Origin of the sequence: Filimonas zeae (genome assembly GCF_014641615.1) — a bacterium.
GTDB classification, from domain to species: domain Bacteria; phylum Bacteroidota; class Bacteroidia; order Chitinophagales; family Chitinophagaceae; genus Filimonas; species Filimonas zeae.
In genome coordinates, this window is record NZ_BMIB01000002.1 from 1,226,163 (window position 1) to 1,240,440 (window position 14,278).

At 42.4% G+C, this 14,278-nt stretch carries 12 protein-coding genes; 7 read left to right on the top strand and 5 right to left on the bottom strand.

Translation table 11 applies throughout. The features are described from left to right. Positions 1–183 precede the first annotated feature (183 nt). The gene (locus tag IEY13_RS11670) at positions 184–1,506 is read left to right on the top strand and encodes a sensor histidine kinase (RefSeq protein ID WP_188952146.1); all 1,323 of its coding nucleotides are present in this window, start codon (positions 184–186) and stop codon (positions 1,504–1,506) included. Between the two features lie 259 nt (positions 1,507–1,765). Next, positions 1,766–2,242 (top strand): DUF4920 domain-containing protein, encoded by a 477-nt coding sequence (locus IEY13_RS11675; protein WP_188952147.1) that lies wholly within the window; start codon positions 1,766–1,768, stop codon positions 2,240–2,242. A gap of 169 nt (positions 2,243–2,411) precedes the next feature. Here the strand turns inward: IEY13_RS11675 and IEY13_RS11680 are convergent, their stop codons facing one another. Continuing rightward, on the bottom strand, positions 2,412–3,506 hold the full coding sequence (locus IEY13_RS11680) for a mechanosensitive ion channel family protein (RefSeq protein WP_188952148.1): 1,095 nt from the start codon (positions 3,504–3,506) through the stop codon (positions 2,412–2,414). A gap of 165 nt (positions 3,507–3,671) precedes the next feature. Here IEY13_RS11680 and IEY13_RS11685 point away from each other — a divergent pair, with 165 nt between their 5' ends. The 4 genes from IEY13_RS11685 to IEY13_RS11700 all read left to right on the top strand — a co-directional run bounded on the left by IEY13_RS11685 (position 3,672) and on the right by IEY13_RS11700 (position 8,851). Next, the gene (locus IEY13_RS11685; protein ID WP_188952149.1) at positions 3,672–4,196 is read left to right on the top strand and encodes an RNA polymerase sigma factor; all 525 of its coding nucleotides are present in this window, start codon (positions 3,672–3,674) and stop codon (positions 4,194–4,196) included. After that, positions 4,183–4,971, top strand: coding sequence for a hypothetical protein (locus IEY13_RS11690; RefSeq protein WP_188952150.1), 789 nt, complete (start codon positions 4,183–4,185; stop codon positions 4,969–4,971). The genes IEY13_RS11685 and IEY13_RS11690 overlap by 14 nt, the downstream gene beginning before the upstream one ends. A gap of 9 nt (positions 4,972–4,980) precedes the next feature. Continuing rightward, entirely contained in the window at positions 4,981–6,378 is a 1,398-nt protein-coding gene (locus tag IEY13_RS11695) for a hypothetical protein (RefSeq protein WP_188952151.1), read from the top strand. Between the two features lie 91 nt (positions 6,379–6,469). Continuing rightward, a complete protein-coding gene (locus IEY13_RS11700) occupies positions 6,470–8,851 on the top strand; it encodes an outer membrane beta-barrel protein (RefSeq protein ID WP_188952152.1) in 2,382 nt (793 codons plus the stop codon). Positions 8,852–9,145: 294 nt separating this feature from the next. Here the strand turns inward: IEY13_RS11700 and IEY13_RS11705 are convergent, their stop codons facing one another. Next, a complete protein-coding gene (locus IEY13_RS11705) occupies positions 9,146–10,456 on the bottom strand; it encodes a sensor histidine kinase (RefSeq protein ID WP_188952153.1) in 1,311 nt (436 codons plus the stop codon). A 62-nt stretch (positions 10,457–10,518) separates the two neighbouring features. Here IEY13_RS11705 and IEY13_RS11710 point away from each other — a divergent pair, with 62 nt between their 5' ends. Continuing rightward, positions 10,519–11,265: a LytR/AlgR family response regulator transcription factor gene (locus IEY13_RS11710; RefSeq protein WP_188952154.1), complete on the top strand. Its 747-nt coding sequence runs from the start codon at positions 10,519–10,521 to the stop codon at positions 11,263–11,265. Positions 11,266–11,282: 17 nt separating this feature from the next. Here the strand turns inward: IEY13_RS11710 and IEY13_RS11715 are convergent, their stop codons facing one another. The 3 genes from IEY13_RS11715 to IEY13_RS11725 form a co-directional block, all read right to left on the bottom strand. Continuing rightward, positions 11,283–12,218, bottom strand: a complete 936-nt coding sequence (locus tag IEY13_RS11715) for a FecR family protein (protein ID WP_188952155.1) — start codon at positions 12,216–12,218, stop codon at positions 11,283–11,285. A 34-nt stretch (positions 12,219–12,252) separates the two neighbouring features. Continuing rightward, positions 12,253–12,576: a carboxypeptidase-like regulatory domain-containing protein gene (locus IEY13_RS11720; RefSeq protein WP_188952156.1), complete on the bottom strand. Its 324-nt coding sequence runs from the start codon at positions 12,574–12,576 to the stop codon at positions 12,253–12,255. 344 nt (positions 12,577–12,920) lie between these two features. Then, positions 12,921–14,249 carry a DEAD/DEAH box helicase gene (locus tag IEY13_RS11725; RefSeq protein ID WP_188952157.1) on the bottom strand — a complete coding sequence of 443 codons (1,329 nt, stop codon included), beginning with the start codon at positions 14,247–14,249 and terminating at the stop codon, positions 12,921–12,923. Positions 14,250–14,278 lie beyond the last annotated feature (29 nt).

Here is a 14,278-nt window from a genome sequence, read left to right on the forward strand (position 1 = left end):
ATAACTACTACGTTACCAGCCCCAGGGTAGTATAACGGCTACAACTCCCTTAAACGGTGTTTGCAAAAAATGCTGTTTCATAAAATAAAGCCCGTATTTTGACCTGCATTTGGTAAGCGTAGCCTATAGGTCCCTAAACGGGCTATGGCGGCGCATTAGAGATACCCTGTTACTATATAAAGCATGTCGTTCCCGATCCAACCCACACCCAATTTCAGAGATACATCTGGCAAAACCCTTGCGCAGGTGCAGTTTAAAATTCTTGCCTTTACACTTTTACCAGCCGGTTTTACGCCCTTTTTTCTCATGATTTATTATGTGAGTTCAGGGGAACCTTTCAGTGCACTTCATACCCTCTTTTACGCCTCTGTTTTTATCGGCACGCAGTTGCTATTGCTGATAAAACACTCTTCCCTGCGCTGGACGCACCTGATATTTCTGATACAAACCGGAGTAGTGTGGGCTTTGCTTTGTACACACTTGCAAAACACCCATATTATCACTTTACAGTTTGCTTTACTTGTAAGCCTGTGCTGTTTTTATGTTCTGGGTAAGGTATGGGCCTGCGTATACACACTTTTCTGCCTGCTCCCCTGCCTGGGTTTGTTTTGGGTGCAGTATACAGCCACTGTGCCGGCATTTTGTGTTCAGGTTAGTAAAGGGCCCGTCCTGGCTATTGTATTACTGGTGAATCTGCTATTTATCTCCTTTGTTCAATATTACTTTTTTACCGTATTTACCCAAACTATACAGGAATTAAATACACGCACCTTGTTATTGAATGAAACTGTAAAGGCACTGGAAAACTCCAGAGATGGATTACGCCAGCAATCAAGGTTGCAAAAAAAACTGATTGCTGCTATTACACACGACATTAAAAGTCCGCTTAAGTATCTTATGCTTACCGGCAAAAATCTGTATCGCAATTCCAAACAACTCAACAGCAATTCTGAGCAAAGCATCCGTGCTATCTATACATCCGCATTTCAGATGTACCATTTTACCAATAATCTGCTGCAATATGCTTCTCTTTATCAGGAAGACACCCCTATAACCACCTCCAGTTTTAACCTGGACGACCTGGTGCAGGAGAAAATTTCCATTTTTAAGGAAATGATCAGTTCTCAGAATAACAAAGTAGTAAATAATATTCCGGCTCACCTGCTGGTTTGCACCAATAAAGAGCTTTTATCGGTTATTATTCATAACCTGCTGGACAATGCCATAAAATACACCTCTAATGGACACATTTACTTTTCGGCAAACCAGCATCGGGGAAAATTACAGTTATGTATACAGGATACTGGTATTGGCATGGCCCCGGAACTGGTTAACTGGTGTAATAACCGGCAGGCGGTGAAGGATTTTATGATTGAAAATGAGGCCCATGGCCTGGGATGGGCAATGGTAAAAGAACTGATTGGATTAATTAAAGGTCATATTATGGTGCAGAGTAAAAGTGGGTCTGGTACGCTTATTCTTTTGCTGCTTTCGTCAGAGGTATAAAAAATATGGACCGTTAAGAATAACGGTCCCTTCCCCTTGGGTTATTAGAGTAGTAATTAACCCGTGAAAAACCAATTTATTTTAAACTGTCACGCTTTACAACTTTACAGGATGGCGAAGTTAAGTAATCCATTACTACAGTAATGTAAAATAACAATGATTATACTGTAGTATAACTACTACATTTTTTTAAAAATACTCCTACAGAACATTTTGTACTGTAATTTATTTAATTTGGAGGGATTAATAAAACAAAGCCATGAAATTCTTTTTTTTCCTGTCAGGTGCATTAGCACTTTCTGTTTCGGTATCATTGGCTCAGCCCCCGCAAGGTGTGGCCAGTCCCGGCACCATTTATGGCGATTCTGTGACAACGGAAAATGTACGGAACATTAACAGCCTGCCTCAGGTTTTACAATCCGCACAAAAAGCTAATGTGAAAGTAAGCGCCAAAGTACTGGATGTTTGCCCTAAAAAAGGATGCTGGATGAAATTGCAGGTGAACGACAGTACTACAGCATTTGTAAAAATGAAAGATTACGGCTTTTTTGTGCCGCTGGATATAAAAGGTAAAACGGTTATCATTGAAGGAGAGTCTTTTATAAAAGAAACTTCCGTTCAGGAATTGCGCCACTACGCAGAAGATGCGAAAAAAACAGCCTCTGAAATAGAAGCCATCACCCAGCCTGCCCGTGAAATTCGCCTTACGGCTTCCGGAATAAGGGTGGTTGGCTAGGATATAGCAAAAAAAAGCCGGTGAAAACACCGGCTACATTCCACTCTTAGCAAGGGCTTAGGGTTAAAACAAATACGTTTGTAAATACCTTGCCCAACAAAAGTAATGTGTGCAATACACTTAATTTATCCCTGTTTCTAGGTACAACTGATGTATTTACATCAATTCCCTACACCTCGGTAGCCGGTTGCTTATCTAAAGGACCATCTTCTACTATTGCTCTGTTTTTAGGAAGGCATTCCGGATAATTTTCTGTAATAAACCGGAGCATATTCTCTCTCACATAACAACGCAGATCGAATGCCATTCCGGAATTCTGAGCACTCATCAACGCCCGTATTTCAATCGTTCTTTCTTTAACATCGGTTACCTGTAAGGCATTTACCTGCTTGTTCCAGATAGGACTCGCCTCCAGTAAACGGGTTAATTCAGCCCGTATAGCCGGAATGGGCGCTGTATGATCCAGGTAAAAAAAGGCTGTACCCAGTATATCAGAACCTGTACGTGTCCAGTTTTGAAAAGGCTTTTCAATAAAATAGTTGATAGGTAATATCAGACGTCGCTTATCCCAGATATTAAGTACTACATAGGTTAATGTAATTTCTTCTACTCTACCCCACTCCCCTTCTACCACCAGCACATCATCAATACGAATGGGTTGGGTGAAAGCTATCTGAAAGCCTGCCAACAGATTCCCTAAAGATTTCTGCGCTGCAAAACCAATAATAATACCTCCTATACCTACACCGGTTAATAAACCTGCCCCTACTTTTCGCAGGCTTTCAAAACTGAGCAACACCGCACAAATGGTTAGTATTACAATAAGACTGATTACAAACTTGCGGATGAACTGGAGTTGTGTACGGATTTTACGTTCCCGTAGGTTATCAGGCTTAGAAAGGTCATATTTATGGTATACATAATCCTCCATCAGCTTTACCGCTCCAATCAGTACCGCCGCAAAGGCTACCGTAAGCAGTATTTCGGCAATACGGCCCAGATGCAATTCAACCCTGGCCCGAAGCTTCATAGCAGGAATAAGGGCATTAATTGCCAGCAACGGCAAAAAATAGTTCACAGGCTTGCCCAAACGCCGGAGGAAAGACCCTATTAAAGAGTAATTGTTGCGTTTTGCGTAAAACTTTAATAACACCGTAAGAAGAAATTTTACCACCAACCCCAGCGCTACTCCTAACCCCAGGAGTATCAGATTCCATAATACAGGCGGTAAATGGTCTAAAGCACGTTCAAACTGATCCCACATAAGTACATTTTTAAAAAGATCCGGAAAAAGCCATGAGTGGCACAAATAATATACCTAAGAAATTCCTAAAAAAAGTTTCTTATTTTTTCCAACCTTTTTAACATCCTGCACTCTTAGTATAGGAAGAAGCATTTGGAACAAACAGCACACATACTGACAGCAAACGTGAGAAAAGCCCGCGGGGGCGATAGCGAAGCACTATCCTGGTTATATCAGCAATATAACAGAGGTATGTTTAATATCTGCACCCGTATGACAGGCACGCGTAACGATGCAGAAGACATTCTGCAGGAAGCCTTCATTATTGCTTTTCAAAAACTGCATCAGTTAAAGGAAGACCACCTGTTTGGTGGCTGGTTAAGAAAAATAGTGATGACTGAGTGCATCCGCTTTGCCAAACAAACCTTTTACTGGAGCGACTGGAACGAGCAGTATGATGATATGGCTGACGATACAGATGATGATTGGTGGTTGCTGGTTTCGCCGGAGTTGATACAGCAGGAAATAAAACTGCTGCCCGATGGTTGCCGCCAGATTTTTAACCTGTACACCCTGGAAGATTACGCGCATAAAGAAATTGCCGGTTTACTGGGTATTTCGGAAAGTACCAGTAAAAGCCAGTACCAACGGGCCAGGCAGTTACTGAAGGAACGTTTAACCAAAAAAGTTGCAACAGATGGATCGTTTTAAACAATACTTACAGGAGCATGTGGATGATCTGGACACAGACCGGCCGCGTGATAAGGTATGGCAACATATTCAACAGCAGGCGCAGGCTTCCCCAAAAAGCAAAGCCACAATACAACCGATATTCCTGCGCCGGGCAGCTGCGGCTTGTATAACCGGGCTTCTGGCTTTAGCTGCATGGTGGCTATTACCCTCCCGCCCAACAAACCCTTCTGGCAGTTTTACAGCAGAAACCCATTTGCCTGCTGAAAAGCAAGACTCCTCTTCTGCTAACAAGGAAGCAGGCGCTGCTACAAAATTCGGGCAGCCTGAGCAGTTAACGGCCCCGGCTAAAAAGCAACAACCCCAAATGGCTATTACTAAAAGCCAGGAAATTATTGCACAAGGCACTGACAAAGAAAAAACGAATAACGTACCTGATTCAGAACCCAAAGAGTTTTACGAGCCCTCTCCGCTGCAGCATATGGAGGCAGGTTTTATACATATCATCAATACACAGTTAAAGCAAATACGGGCTACTCCGCTTTACGCCGAAAACGCAGATTATTTCAGCGCATTCAAAAAACAGTTTTACCAATTGAATGAAGATGAGAAAGCGTGGAAAAAACGCGTAAACAAAGGACAAATTACCGAGGAGCAACTGGATGAACTGATTAACATTTACGAACAAAAACTGAAAGTTTTAAGGTTACTACAGGCAGAAATTATCAAAACCAACAAACATTACAGGCAAAATGGAACTGCGGCTCCCGCATCCAAATCATACATGGATATTTAAAAAAGCATTATGAAATATTTTATTATACCCGTATTTATATTGGCTCTGCACATTACCGGCTATGCACAGGAAAAAGAAGGCAAAGGCAGGCTTACCACCAAAGACAGTGCACTGGCAGCAGAGCGAAAAAAACAGGCTACTGAACCAGAGAATGAAAAAACAATCAGCGTGGAAACAGACCTGGAAAATGGTCTGGATCTTTTACTGGAAAGTGACCGGAGAACCGTAGAAATAAAAACCTGGGATAAACCGAAGGTTAAAATAAGCACTACGGTTGTATATCGTGGCGAATCGTCTCTGAGCGATGAAGCCTGGTTTGAAAAACTCAACATTAGCTGGAAGAAATTCGGGGGAAGCTTCCGCATTATTTCAAAAAGTATTGTCAGCTTTGAAGGCTATGGATCAGGCAATTTCGCTGTATTTGAAGGCGATGGCAAAGCAGCGAGATTGGTAAATAAAAAGCGGATACTTACCATTTATGTTCCCCAGCAATTAAAAGTAGAGGCAGATATCAGAAATGGAGAATTAAGCCTGTCAGGCAAGGTAGCTTCTCTCAAGCTTGTATCTTCTAACGCCAATATTTCCGCAGGCGATGTAGACCGGCTGATAATGCGGAGCCAGCACGACAATGTATCGCTATTAAGTGTAAAAGACGGAGAAATTGAAATAAACAATAGCAGGGTTTCTATAAAAAATGCGGACGAACTGGATATTGACAGTAAGTATACCAATATTGAAATTTTAACCGTAAACAAAGCAACCATCCGCAGTAGTAATGATGAATATGATATAGATAATGCCCGCACTGTACGCGGCAGAAAAAACTACGGCACACTGCGCATAGGTACGCTGCTTAATAGTATTGATATGGAAGGCGCTAATGCTGATATAAAAATCAGACATTTTGATGCGGGTGCTACTTTGGTTAAACTAAATAACAAATATGCAGACTTGCGCTTACCTGCCAGCGACATTAAAAACTACAGCGTTAAAATGGAAGGTAGCTATAACAATGTATATGCTTCTTTTGAAAAAACTCCGCTACCCGTTAGTGATACACTGCCTTCCACTGCCAAAAACAAACCGGCCAGATCAGCCACTATAGGCGCTGTTCCTCCTACTCCACCTACTCCTCCAACACCAGCCGTAGCACCCACTCCACCTAATCCGGCCACTACCTATTACTATACCGACTCCGTAACGGTTTCAAACGGCAACGTGAATATTAATACGGAATGGGTAAATGAAAAAGTAGAAAGGGCACTCAAAACAGCAGAGCAGGTGCAGGTAAGATCACTTTCTGTACGCCGTAATGACTCTAACACCAATTTCACAGCCAAAGTAGGCGACGGTAGCGGCCTACGCTTTGAGCTTCGCTGTACCTACTGCACTGTAGACTTCAAATAATACATCTTCTTCCCGGGGCATAGCAATCTTTTTTTGAAAAATTCCTTTCAACAGGGATTGCTATGCCTATACCTGATCAAAACCCATAGCCATGAAACCATTTTACCTGACTCTTTTTATATGCTGTATATTACAGGCAGCTCATGCGCAAACAAAGCGGCAGGTAAAACTGACCGACAGCTCCACTCAAAAGCCCATTCCCTTTGCCACTATTGCGCTATTCAAAACCAATGATGCAGGCAAGCCTGTACAACAGCTCATCAGCAAGGAGGACGGAGTATTTGAAATAAGTGTTAAAGACACTGCCTCATACGAGCTGCTTATTAACCATACTTCTTACCGCGAACGCAGACTGCCTTTTTCCGGCACATTACCCGCAGTGTTATGGCTGGTACCAGCCAGCGACACAACTGGTTCTGTAATAGTAACAGGCACCCGCAAGGCTCTGATAGAAAAGGTAGAAGACAAAATGGTGTATAATGTGGAAGCGGATGTAACAATGGATGGACAAACAGCCACTGATGCACTGAGAAAAGCCCCCTTTGTATCTGTTGATGGGGATGGCAATATTCAGCTGAAAGGACAGCCTAATTACAGAATTCTGCTGAACGGAAAAGAGGCAGGCATTTTTGCCAAGGATCCGAAGGAGGCACTGAAATCATTTCCGGCTGGCTCTATCAAAAAAATAGAAATCATAACCTCCCCTTCTGCTAAATATGATGCAGAAGGCACAGGTGGCATTATCAATATCATCACTAAAAAGCCAGTATCAGGCTACAACGCCAGCCTGGGAAGCAGCTATCGCACACTGCGTAATCTTCAAAATGGCTCATTGAATATCAAGTATGGTAAATGGGGCTTTACAGGCAGCGCCAGCAGAGGTCATGGTAAAAACCGTGATTTCACAACACAATCTGTTACAGAAGCGCTTGTACCTTCTACCTATTCCAAACGCATACTGGATGGTACGGGCAATAACCAATACCATTGGTGGGATATATCCACCGAAATAAGCTACGACATTGACAGCTTGCATACAGTAAGCGGATATATCAATGGCGGTAACAATCCATTCAGCCGGTGGCAGACAAGAGAGGTAGCAGTAATCAACCATGAGTATTCAGATACTGCCTACAGCACCTTCAGAGAAACGGCAGAATTCCCCTACGTGTACAATGATCAGGGAATGGACTTTATTAAAAAATTTGCAGGTAAGCCTAACAAAGAATGGTCTGTAAAGCTAAACCGGCAATACTCTGGCTCTAACTCTTATAACAACAACGATCAGATGAGTGAAACGGAAAGGAAGCAGATTAAAAACAACAACCAGGAAAAGAATACACAGTACGTTTTGCAATCTGACTTTGTATTGCCCCTTCCCGCAAAACAAAAGCTGGAGATAGGCGCAAAAGGCATATTCCGCAACGCCAGCGCAGTATACGAGGCCATGTATAAAGACAAAAGTGATAAATATGTAACAGATGCCGCCAATAGCGACCGCTTTTCGTACCGCCAGGATGTTTACAGCGCTTATCTGATTTATAATAAAGCTATAGGCAGCCTGAACCTGAAGCTGGGTGGCCGCCTGGAAAACACACAGGTATCTGGCACTTTCAAAACCTCTGGCGAAAGTCTGCATCAGAACTACTACAACTTCATTCCCACTTTTTACCTGTCCAGAAAGTACAAGGAATCTCATGATTTCTCCCTCAGTTATACCAAGCGGCTTCGCCGTCCTTTTATTTGGGATCTGAACCCTTTTGTAAACAACATAGACACTTTAAATATCAGCTATGGCAATCCCAATCTAAAGCCGGAAGTTACCCACGTGGTAAGCCTGAGCTACAGTTACTTTAAAAACTCAAATAGCTTATCCATAAGCCTGTCTCAAAACCTGTGTAACACGCAAATTGTTAAGTACACCGTATTTGATGCTGCTACAGGCGTTGCCGCCATGATACCGGACAACATAGGAGAAAACAGATTTACTTCGTTAAGCCTTAGTTTGAATCTAAAGCCAGTAAGCTTCTGGACCATGAATCTTAATGCAGGTGTCCAGTACAACAACCTGAGAAATAAATTTAACCCGGCGCAGCATAACAAAGGGTTCAGTGGCAATGGTAACCTGAGTAATACATTTGATATCACTAAAAAATTCTCCTTTTTTAACAGCGGTGGTTTCTGGCAATCGCCGGTTCAGTTACAAGGCAAATTTCCTTTCAACTATTGGTACGATGCGGGCTTTGCGTACAAACTGCTGAATAATAAACTAAGAATTACGGTGCGTGCCAATAATTTCCTGCAAGAGTATATGACTTACCGCAGAAAATTTGCTGACAAAAACTTTGTACAGGATGTAACCAACCGGTTTCGCCAGCGAACTATTGATGTAAGTGTGCGATGGAACTTTGGTAAGCTTTCTGAAAATACCAGCCGGAAAAGAGGTGTAAAAACAGACGACATTCAAAAATAAATTCGTTTTCTCACGTGCATTAACGGGCCGGGTTTCTACCTGGCCCTTTTTTATGCAGAAGAAGGGGAATTTTTGGGGTTGTTAGCCGTCCCCGGCAATGTACTTTTCAATACATTACCGGTTTAGGCAGCAAGGGGTCGAATAAAAAACAGCAGGGATAAAACAGTGGGTTTGATTAAAACCAATTACTTAATTACTAACCAGATTAAAGATATACAACCTGGCATACCCAATAAGAGTTTTGATTGCGAGGTGGGGGATTTTGATATACCAAACGGTTAAAAAAAGGGATGATTACACGGCCAGCGGCACACTATAGGTAAACACACTGCCCTCTCCGGGTGTACTTTCAACCTGAATAAAACTATTATTCTTTTCGGCAAACTCCTTACATAGCATCAGCCCCAAACCTGTACCCTTCTCGTTACGGGTACCTTGCAGGCTACCTTTCCGGCTACCACTAAACAGCTGCTGTTTTACCTGCTCATTCATTCCCGTACCCCTGTCCATTACAATAATACGTGCCATTGGAGGTGCGCAAAGAACCCGCAGGGTTACTATTGAGCCAGGGTAACTGTATTTAACCGCATTGGAAAGCAGGTTACGCATAATCAGTGCAAAATGATCCGGATCGGTATACACAGTAACACCAGCGGTAAATTGGGTTACCACCTGTATATTTTTCTGCATCAACATCTGCTGAAAGAAAATGATAATATTCATTATTTCCTCCTCTACCAAAACAACTTTGGGCCGGGCTTCAATACCCTGTAACTGATTAAGGCTCCATCGCAGCAGGTTATCCAGGTTGTATTGCAACTGGCCCACATCACTGTTCAACCTGCCTGTTAATCCTCTGAATTCTTCCTCCGTAATGGTTTCATCGTTCAACAAGGTAAGGGAGTACCCTAAAGCAGCTATAGGCGACCGAAGATCGTGCGCCACAATGCTGAACATTTTCTGCATAGCTTCATTTGCCTCCTTCAGCTGCCTGTTTTTTTCTTCCAGCTGCATCTGATAGCTGTATACCAGATTTTTAAAATACTGAGCCGTAACCACCATAAAAAAGCTGGCGGTAATAAGGTTGGCAGCCACCCTGCCCTGAGACAGCGTCATCCCTGCCGAAACAGGTGTATTATAAATACGCACCCAGGTAAATGCAACAATTACCAGAGTTGAAAAAATAAAATAGGTGAGTTTACTGGCAAAAACAATCACAGCAGCTAATATCAGCATTAGCAAAAAGTATTCGGCACCATTTTTAAAGAGTACTGACTGTAACAGGAAAACCACTGCTAATATGCCAAATAATGGTATCCGCGCCCAGAAAAAGCGTTGTTTATAGTTAATCCATACCAATATCAAAAAAACCAATGCATTAATAGCGTTTAAGGTTCCCAGCAGGTAATACTTATCTATAAAATTTATACAACAAAAATAAACTATAAAGGGAAGCGCCCCGATTAACAGCACATTGAGAACCAATGTCTTTTGCCGTTCGCGCACAGGCATATCTGGTGTAGTGCCCATAAACAGCAACCGCCGCCAGTACTCTGCCAGCAAAGCCTGTAAGCTTTTAGCGGATTTTGATTGCGGAGACTGCATTTTATTAATCTTAGTTTATATATTGCAGCATCAGAGGGCTGTTAAGCCGCATTAGTTGCAATATGACGCAAGATAACATTTCAGTTCTACTAATAGAAGACGAAGAGGTTTGGGCCAGAACAATGCAAAAAAACCTTGCTGATTTCGGGTTTGAAGTTACCGCAGTTGCCTCTACTGTTGAGGAAGCACTGCCTGCCCTGAATGCCATGGATTACGATATTGTACTGCTGGATATTCACCTGAATGGTGTCAATAGTGGTATAGAACTGGCAAAACTGCTTCATACCCATTACCATAAGCCCTTTATTTTTGTAACCTCCAGCCTTAATAGCCACAGTTTACAGGAAGCTATAACAGCAAAACCCTCTGCTTACCTTATCAAACCCATTAATCCCGCTTCACTCTTTGTTACTATTCACAGCGCTATTAATAATTTTCAGCAGGAACAACCTGCGGGCGCAACGGTTGAAAACAATTATGATTCCTTTTTTATAAAGCAGGGAAATAAGTATAAAAAAATAGACTGGAAGGATGTGATCTGTCTCATTTCTGAAAAAAATTATACCCGTGTGTTTACCAGCCGCGACAATTCGGAATATCTGATCAGAAGTTCTCTGCAGAAAGCAATGCAATATATAATTCCGGCCTCTTTACGTAGCAGATTTGCACAGGTTAACCGGGCGGAGATAGTACAGCTGTCTTATGTGGAGGAGCTGGCGGGTGATGTGTTAAAAGCAGGAAATAAAACCTTTTATATTACCGAAGCATATCATAAAGACCTTAAAAAGAGCCTGAATATCATATCCTGATATTCAGGCTCTTTCTTTTATTTTGAACAGCCTTTGGTATTTACTATCCAAACACCATCTTCTTTTGTAAGGCCGGCATTAATACTCTCCGCAAACAACTTCAGAAACTTTTCCAGCGGAGCCTGGGCTTTCAGTTCACCGTAATATTTACAGTTATAATAATTGCCCCGTAATTCAACCGGTTCACTGTACTGGCGCTGTACCTCTTTCAGCACTTCCACAGCAGGCATACCCCAGAATTCATACGATCCGTTTACACGCCCCTGCATATGCCTGTCGGCCGAGGCAAATTTCTGTTTTACAATTACCAGTTCTTCCCGCACAAAAATGGCACGTTCGTTTGCCTGCAACATCGTTTGTTTTACAGCGTCTGCCGGAAGGTCACTACTATTTACTACTGTAGAAGATGCCGTATCTGTAACAGCAACAGCAGCATTACCTTTTACCATCGTTACTGCTGCGTAAGCCTCATTCCCGTAAGCCTGCACCGTAAAATCTGCCTCCCCGTCAGTCTGGGTGGCAATACCATTGCTATGAATTACAAATGGGTGTGTTGCAGAAGGCGCCACTTTAATAAATACCTCGCCGGTAATAGTTATTTCACGCTTTTCGCGGTTAAAAGTTTGAGGATATTGAAGCGTGGATCCCGGGCTTATCCATACCTGTGTTCCATCTGCCAGTTTAATCAGTTTCCGCTGCCCTACCCCGGTACTTAGCTGCTGCATTACTACCGGGTGCATATTGTTGTAAATATCCTTCCGGAAAATGTATCCGGTTACAGATAATAAAGCCACAGCAGATACTCCTACACCCCACCATATATGATGAGCTTTGATGCCAGCGAATGGAGCTCTGGCTTTGTTGGATTTGACCTTGGGAGAAACACCGGAAAAAAGACCGGCGTACGATTGATTCTCCGTATTAGATGAATACGGCATAGTCTCAGTTCTCATTTTTTGCAGTTTCAGTAGTGGTTATAGCAATTTATTACTTTTTACGCAAACGGAAAACTTGTTTTTCACTTACATCTGTAAGTACCACCTTTTCCGAAACGAAGTCTGCATGCACCACCTGTACGGTTATAGGCAAATGTTGCCATGTATGCAGTTCAAAGTTGCCATTCTTATCCGTAAGCGCTTCCTCCTCTCCCATAACGGCACTTACATATACTTTTTCCAGTGGTCGCTGGTCGCTGGCTGCCACCACACTCCCTTTAATAGTATATGGAACAAAACGATAGCTATCTGTAATGCTCATAATCATAACTGTCAATGGAATGGATAAGCAGGCTACAAGTTTAGATATCTGCATCTGTTATCTCTTTTGGATCAGAAACAAATATAGGGCTTATTTAAACAAGTCTACAATTTTAATAGGTTTAATAGTATAATCAAATGTATTATAGTCAGATACAACTATCATATATCAAAAAACATTCTAGTTAAAAGTAGAAGAGAAGGCAGCTACAGCCATCGGGCCCCTTGCTGTTTTCCAAAATAAAAAGGCAGCCATGGGTAGTGTCCCAACTGGCTGCCCCATTAATTTATCAACCATTGCACGCCGTTTCCCTGGCGGATTATAGTATGCAACAGCAAGCCATTTTACAAGCAGTATGTACCCGTAATAAAACCGCCGGCCGAAGTTGTTAATGCCATCTATTTAGCAATTTCTATTTTTACCTTCTGGTTCTTTATTTTCTCGTTACGCACCAGCGTAAGTGTAAGGCTTGCCTTTGAACGGCGAACAGCTACAAAAGAAAAGAAATCCTTTACTTCAATAAGGCCTATATCTTCTTTCTTTAATTGCCCCTTGTTCGATAAAAAGCCTACTATGTCCACTTTGTTTACCTTATTCTTTTTGCCTGCTGCAATAAAGAAGGTAGTCCATTTAGACCTTTCAGGCAGTTCCAGTTCTTCCGGCAACTCAATTTCTTCTACCTCTTCTGTTACATAAGCCGGAACTTTTTCTTCTGTAGAAAGCAGCAGTATAGCAGTACCACTGGCTTCCATACGTGCTGTACGCCCATTGCGATGCGTAAAAATATCCTGTGTGGCAGGTAAATGATAGTGGATGATATACCTGATATGAGGGATATCCAGGCCTCGTGCTGCCAGATCAGTAGTAACCAGAAAAGATACAGAACCGTTGCGAAATTTACCCAATGCACTATCACGATCGCGCTGTTCCATAGCACCGTGGTAAAACTCACTATAAATGCCTCTTTCGCTTAACAACGTACTGGTGCGTTCCACAGCATCTCTGTGGTTACAGAATATAATGGTAGGGCGGGCTCCAAAGTAGCAGAGCAATTTGAACAACGTTTCAATTTTATCTCTGTCTTCAGATATTACTTTCTTAATAGCAAGCCGTTCCTGCTCTTCACCTTCCTCATTTAAAAAGTTAAGCAAAAAGTAATTTTCAAACCCTACAAATTCAGGAACGTCCACTGCTTCCGTAGCAGAGGTAAGTATCCGCTTTTGTATGCCAGGTAAGGAGCCTATAATAAAAGCAATCTCGTCCTGAAACCCTGCTTCCAACGATTTGTCAAACTCATCCAGCACAAGGGTTTTAATAGAATCTATGGTAATATTACCACGTCTTATATGATCTGCCAGCCTGCCAGGTGTGCCTACGATTATTGAAGGCGGTTCTACCAGATTCTTCTCTTCTGTTTCTCTCAAATGCCCGCCGTAACAGCAGGTTACTTTTGCACCTGTACTCATAGAACGCAGCACCTGCTCTATCTGCAAGGCCAGTTCGCGCGAGGGCACTATAATCAAGGCTTCTGTTTTTTTAGTAGTAAAGTCCAGCTTTTCCAGTAACGGTAACAGGAACGCAAGCGTTTTACCAGAACCTGTAGCAGATAGTAACAATATGTTATCATGTTCCACATTAGCTTCCAGAGAAGCCTTCTGCATATCATTCAGGGCGGCTATCTTAAGCCCGGCCAACGCAGTCTCAATCGAATATTTCTTCTGTTGCATCGCTCCAAAATTACGAAAGAAAGCGCCAG

Coding starts and splice junctions, on each gene's coding strand:
- IEY13_RS11670 (WP_188952146.1), top strand. CDS start 184: ATGTCGTTCCCGATCCAACCCACACCCAATTTCAGAGATACATCTGGC.
- IEY13_RS11675 (WP_188952147.1), top strand. CDS start 1,766: ATGAAATTCTTTTTTTTCCTGTCAGGTGCATTAGCACTTTCTGTTTCG.
- IEY13_RS11680 (WP_188952148.1), bottom strand. CDS start 3,506: ATGTGGGATCAGTTTGAACGTGCTTTAGACCATTTACCGCCTGTATTA.
- IEY13_RS11690 (WP_188952150.1), top strand. CDS start 4,183: ATGGATCGTTTTAAACAATACTTACAGGAGCATGTGGATGATCTGGAC.
- IEY13_RS11695 (WP_188952151.1), top strand. CDS start 4,981: ATGAAATATTTTATTATACCCGTATTTATATTGGCTCTGCACATTACC.
- IEY13_RS11700 (WP_188952152.1), top strand. CDS start 6,470: ATGAAACCATTTTACCTGACTCTTTTTATATGCTGTATATTACAGGCA.
- IEY13_RS11705 (WP_188952153.1), bottom strand. CDS start 10,456: ATGCAGTCTCCGCAATCAAAATCCGCTAAAAGCTTACAGGCTTTGCTG.
- IEY13_RS11710 (WP_188952154.1), top strand. CDS start 10,519: ATGACGCAAGATAACATTTCAGTTCTACTAATAGAAGACGAAGAGGTT.
- IEY13_RS11715 (WP_188952155.1), bottom strand. CDS start 12,218: ATGAGAACTGAGACTATGCCGTATTCATCTAATACGGAGAATCAATCG.
- IEY13_RS11720 (WP_188952156.1), bottom strand. CDS start 12,576: ATGCAGATATCTAAACTTGTAGCCTGCTTATCCATTCCATTGACAGTT.
- IEY13_RS11725 (WP_188952157.1), bottom strand. CDS start 14,249: ATGCAACAGAAGAAATATTCGATTGAGACTGCGTTGGCCGGGCTTAAG.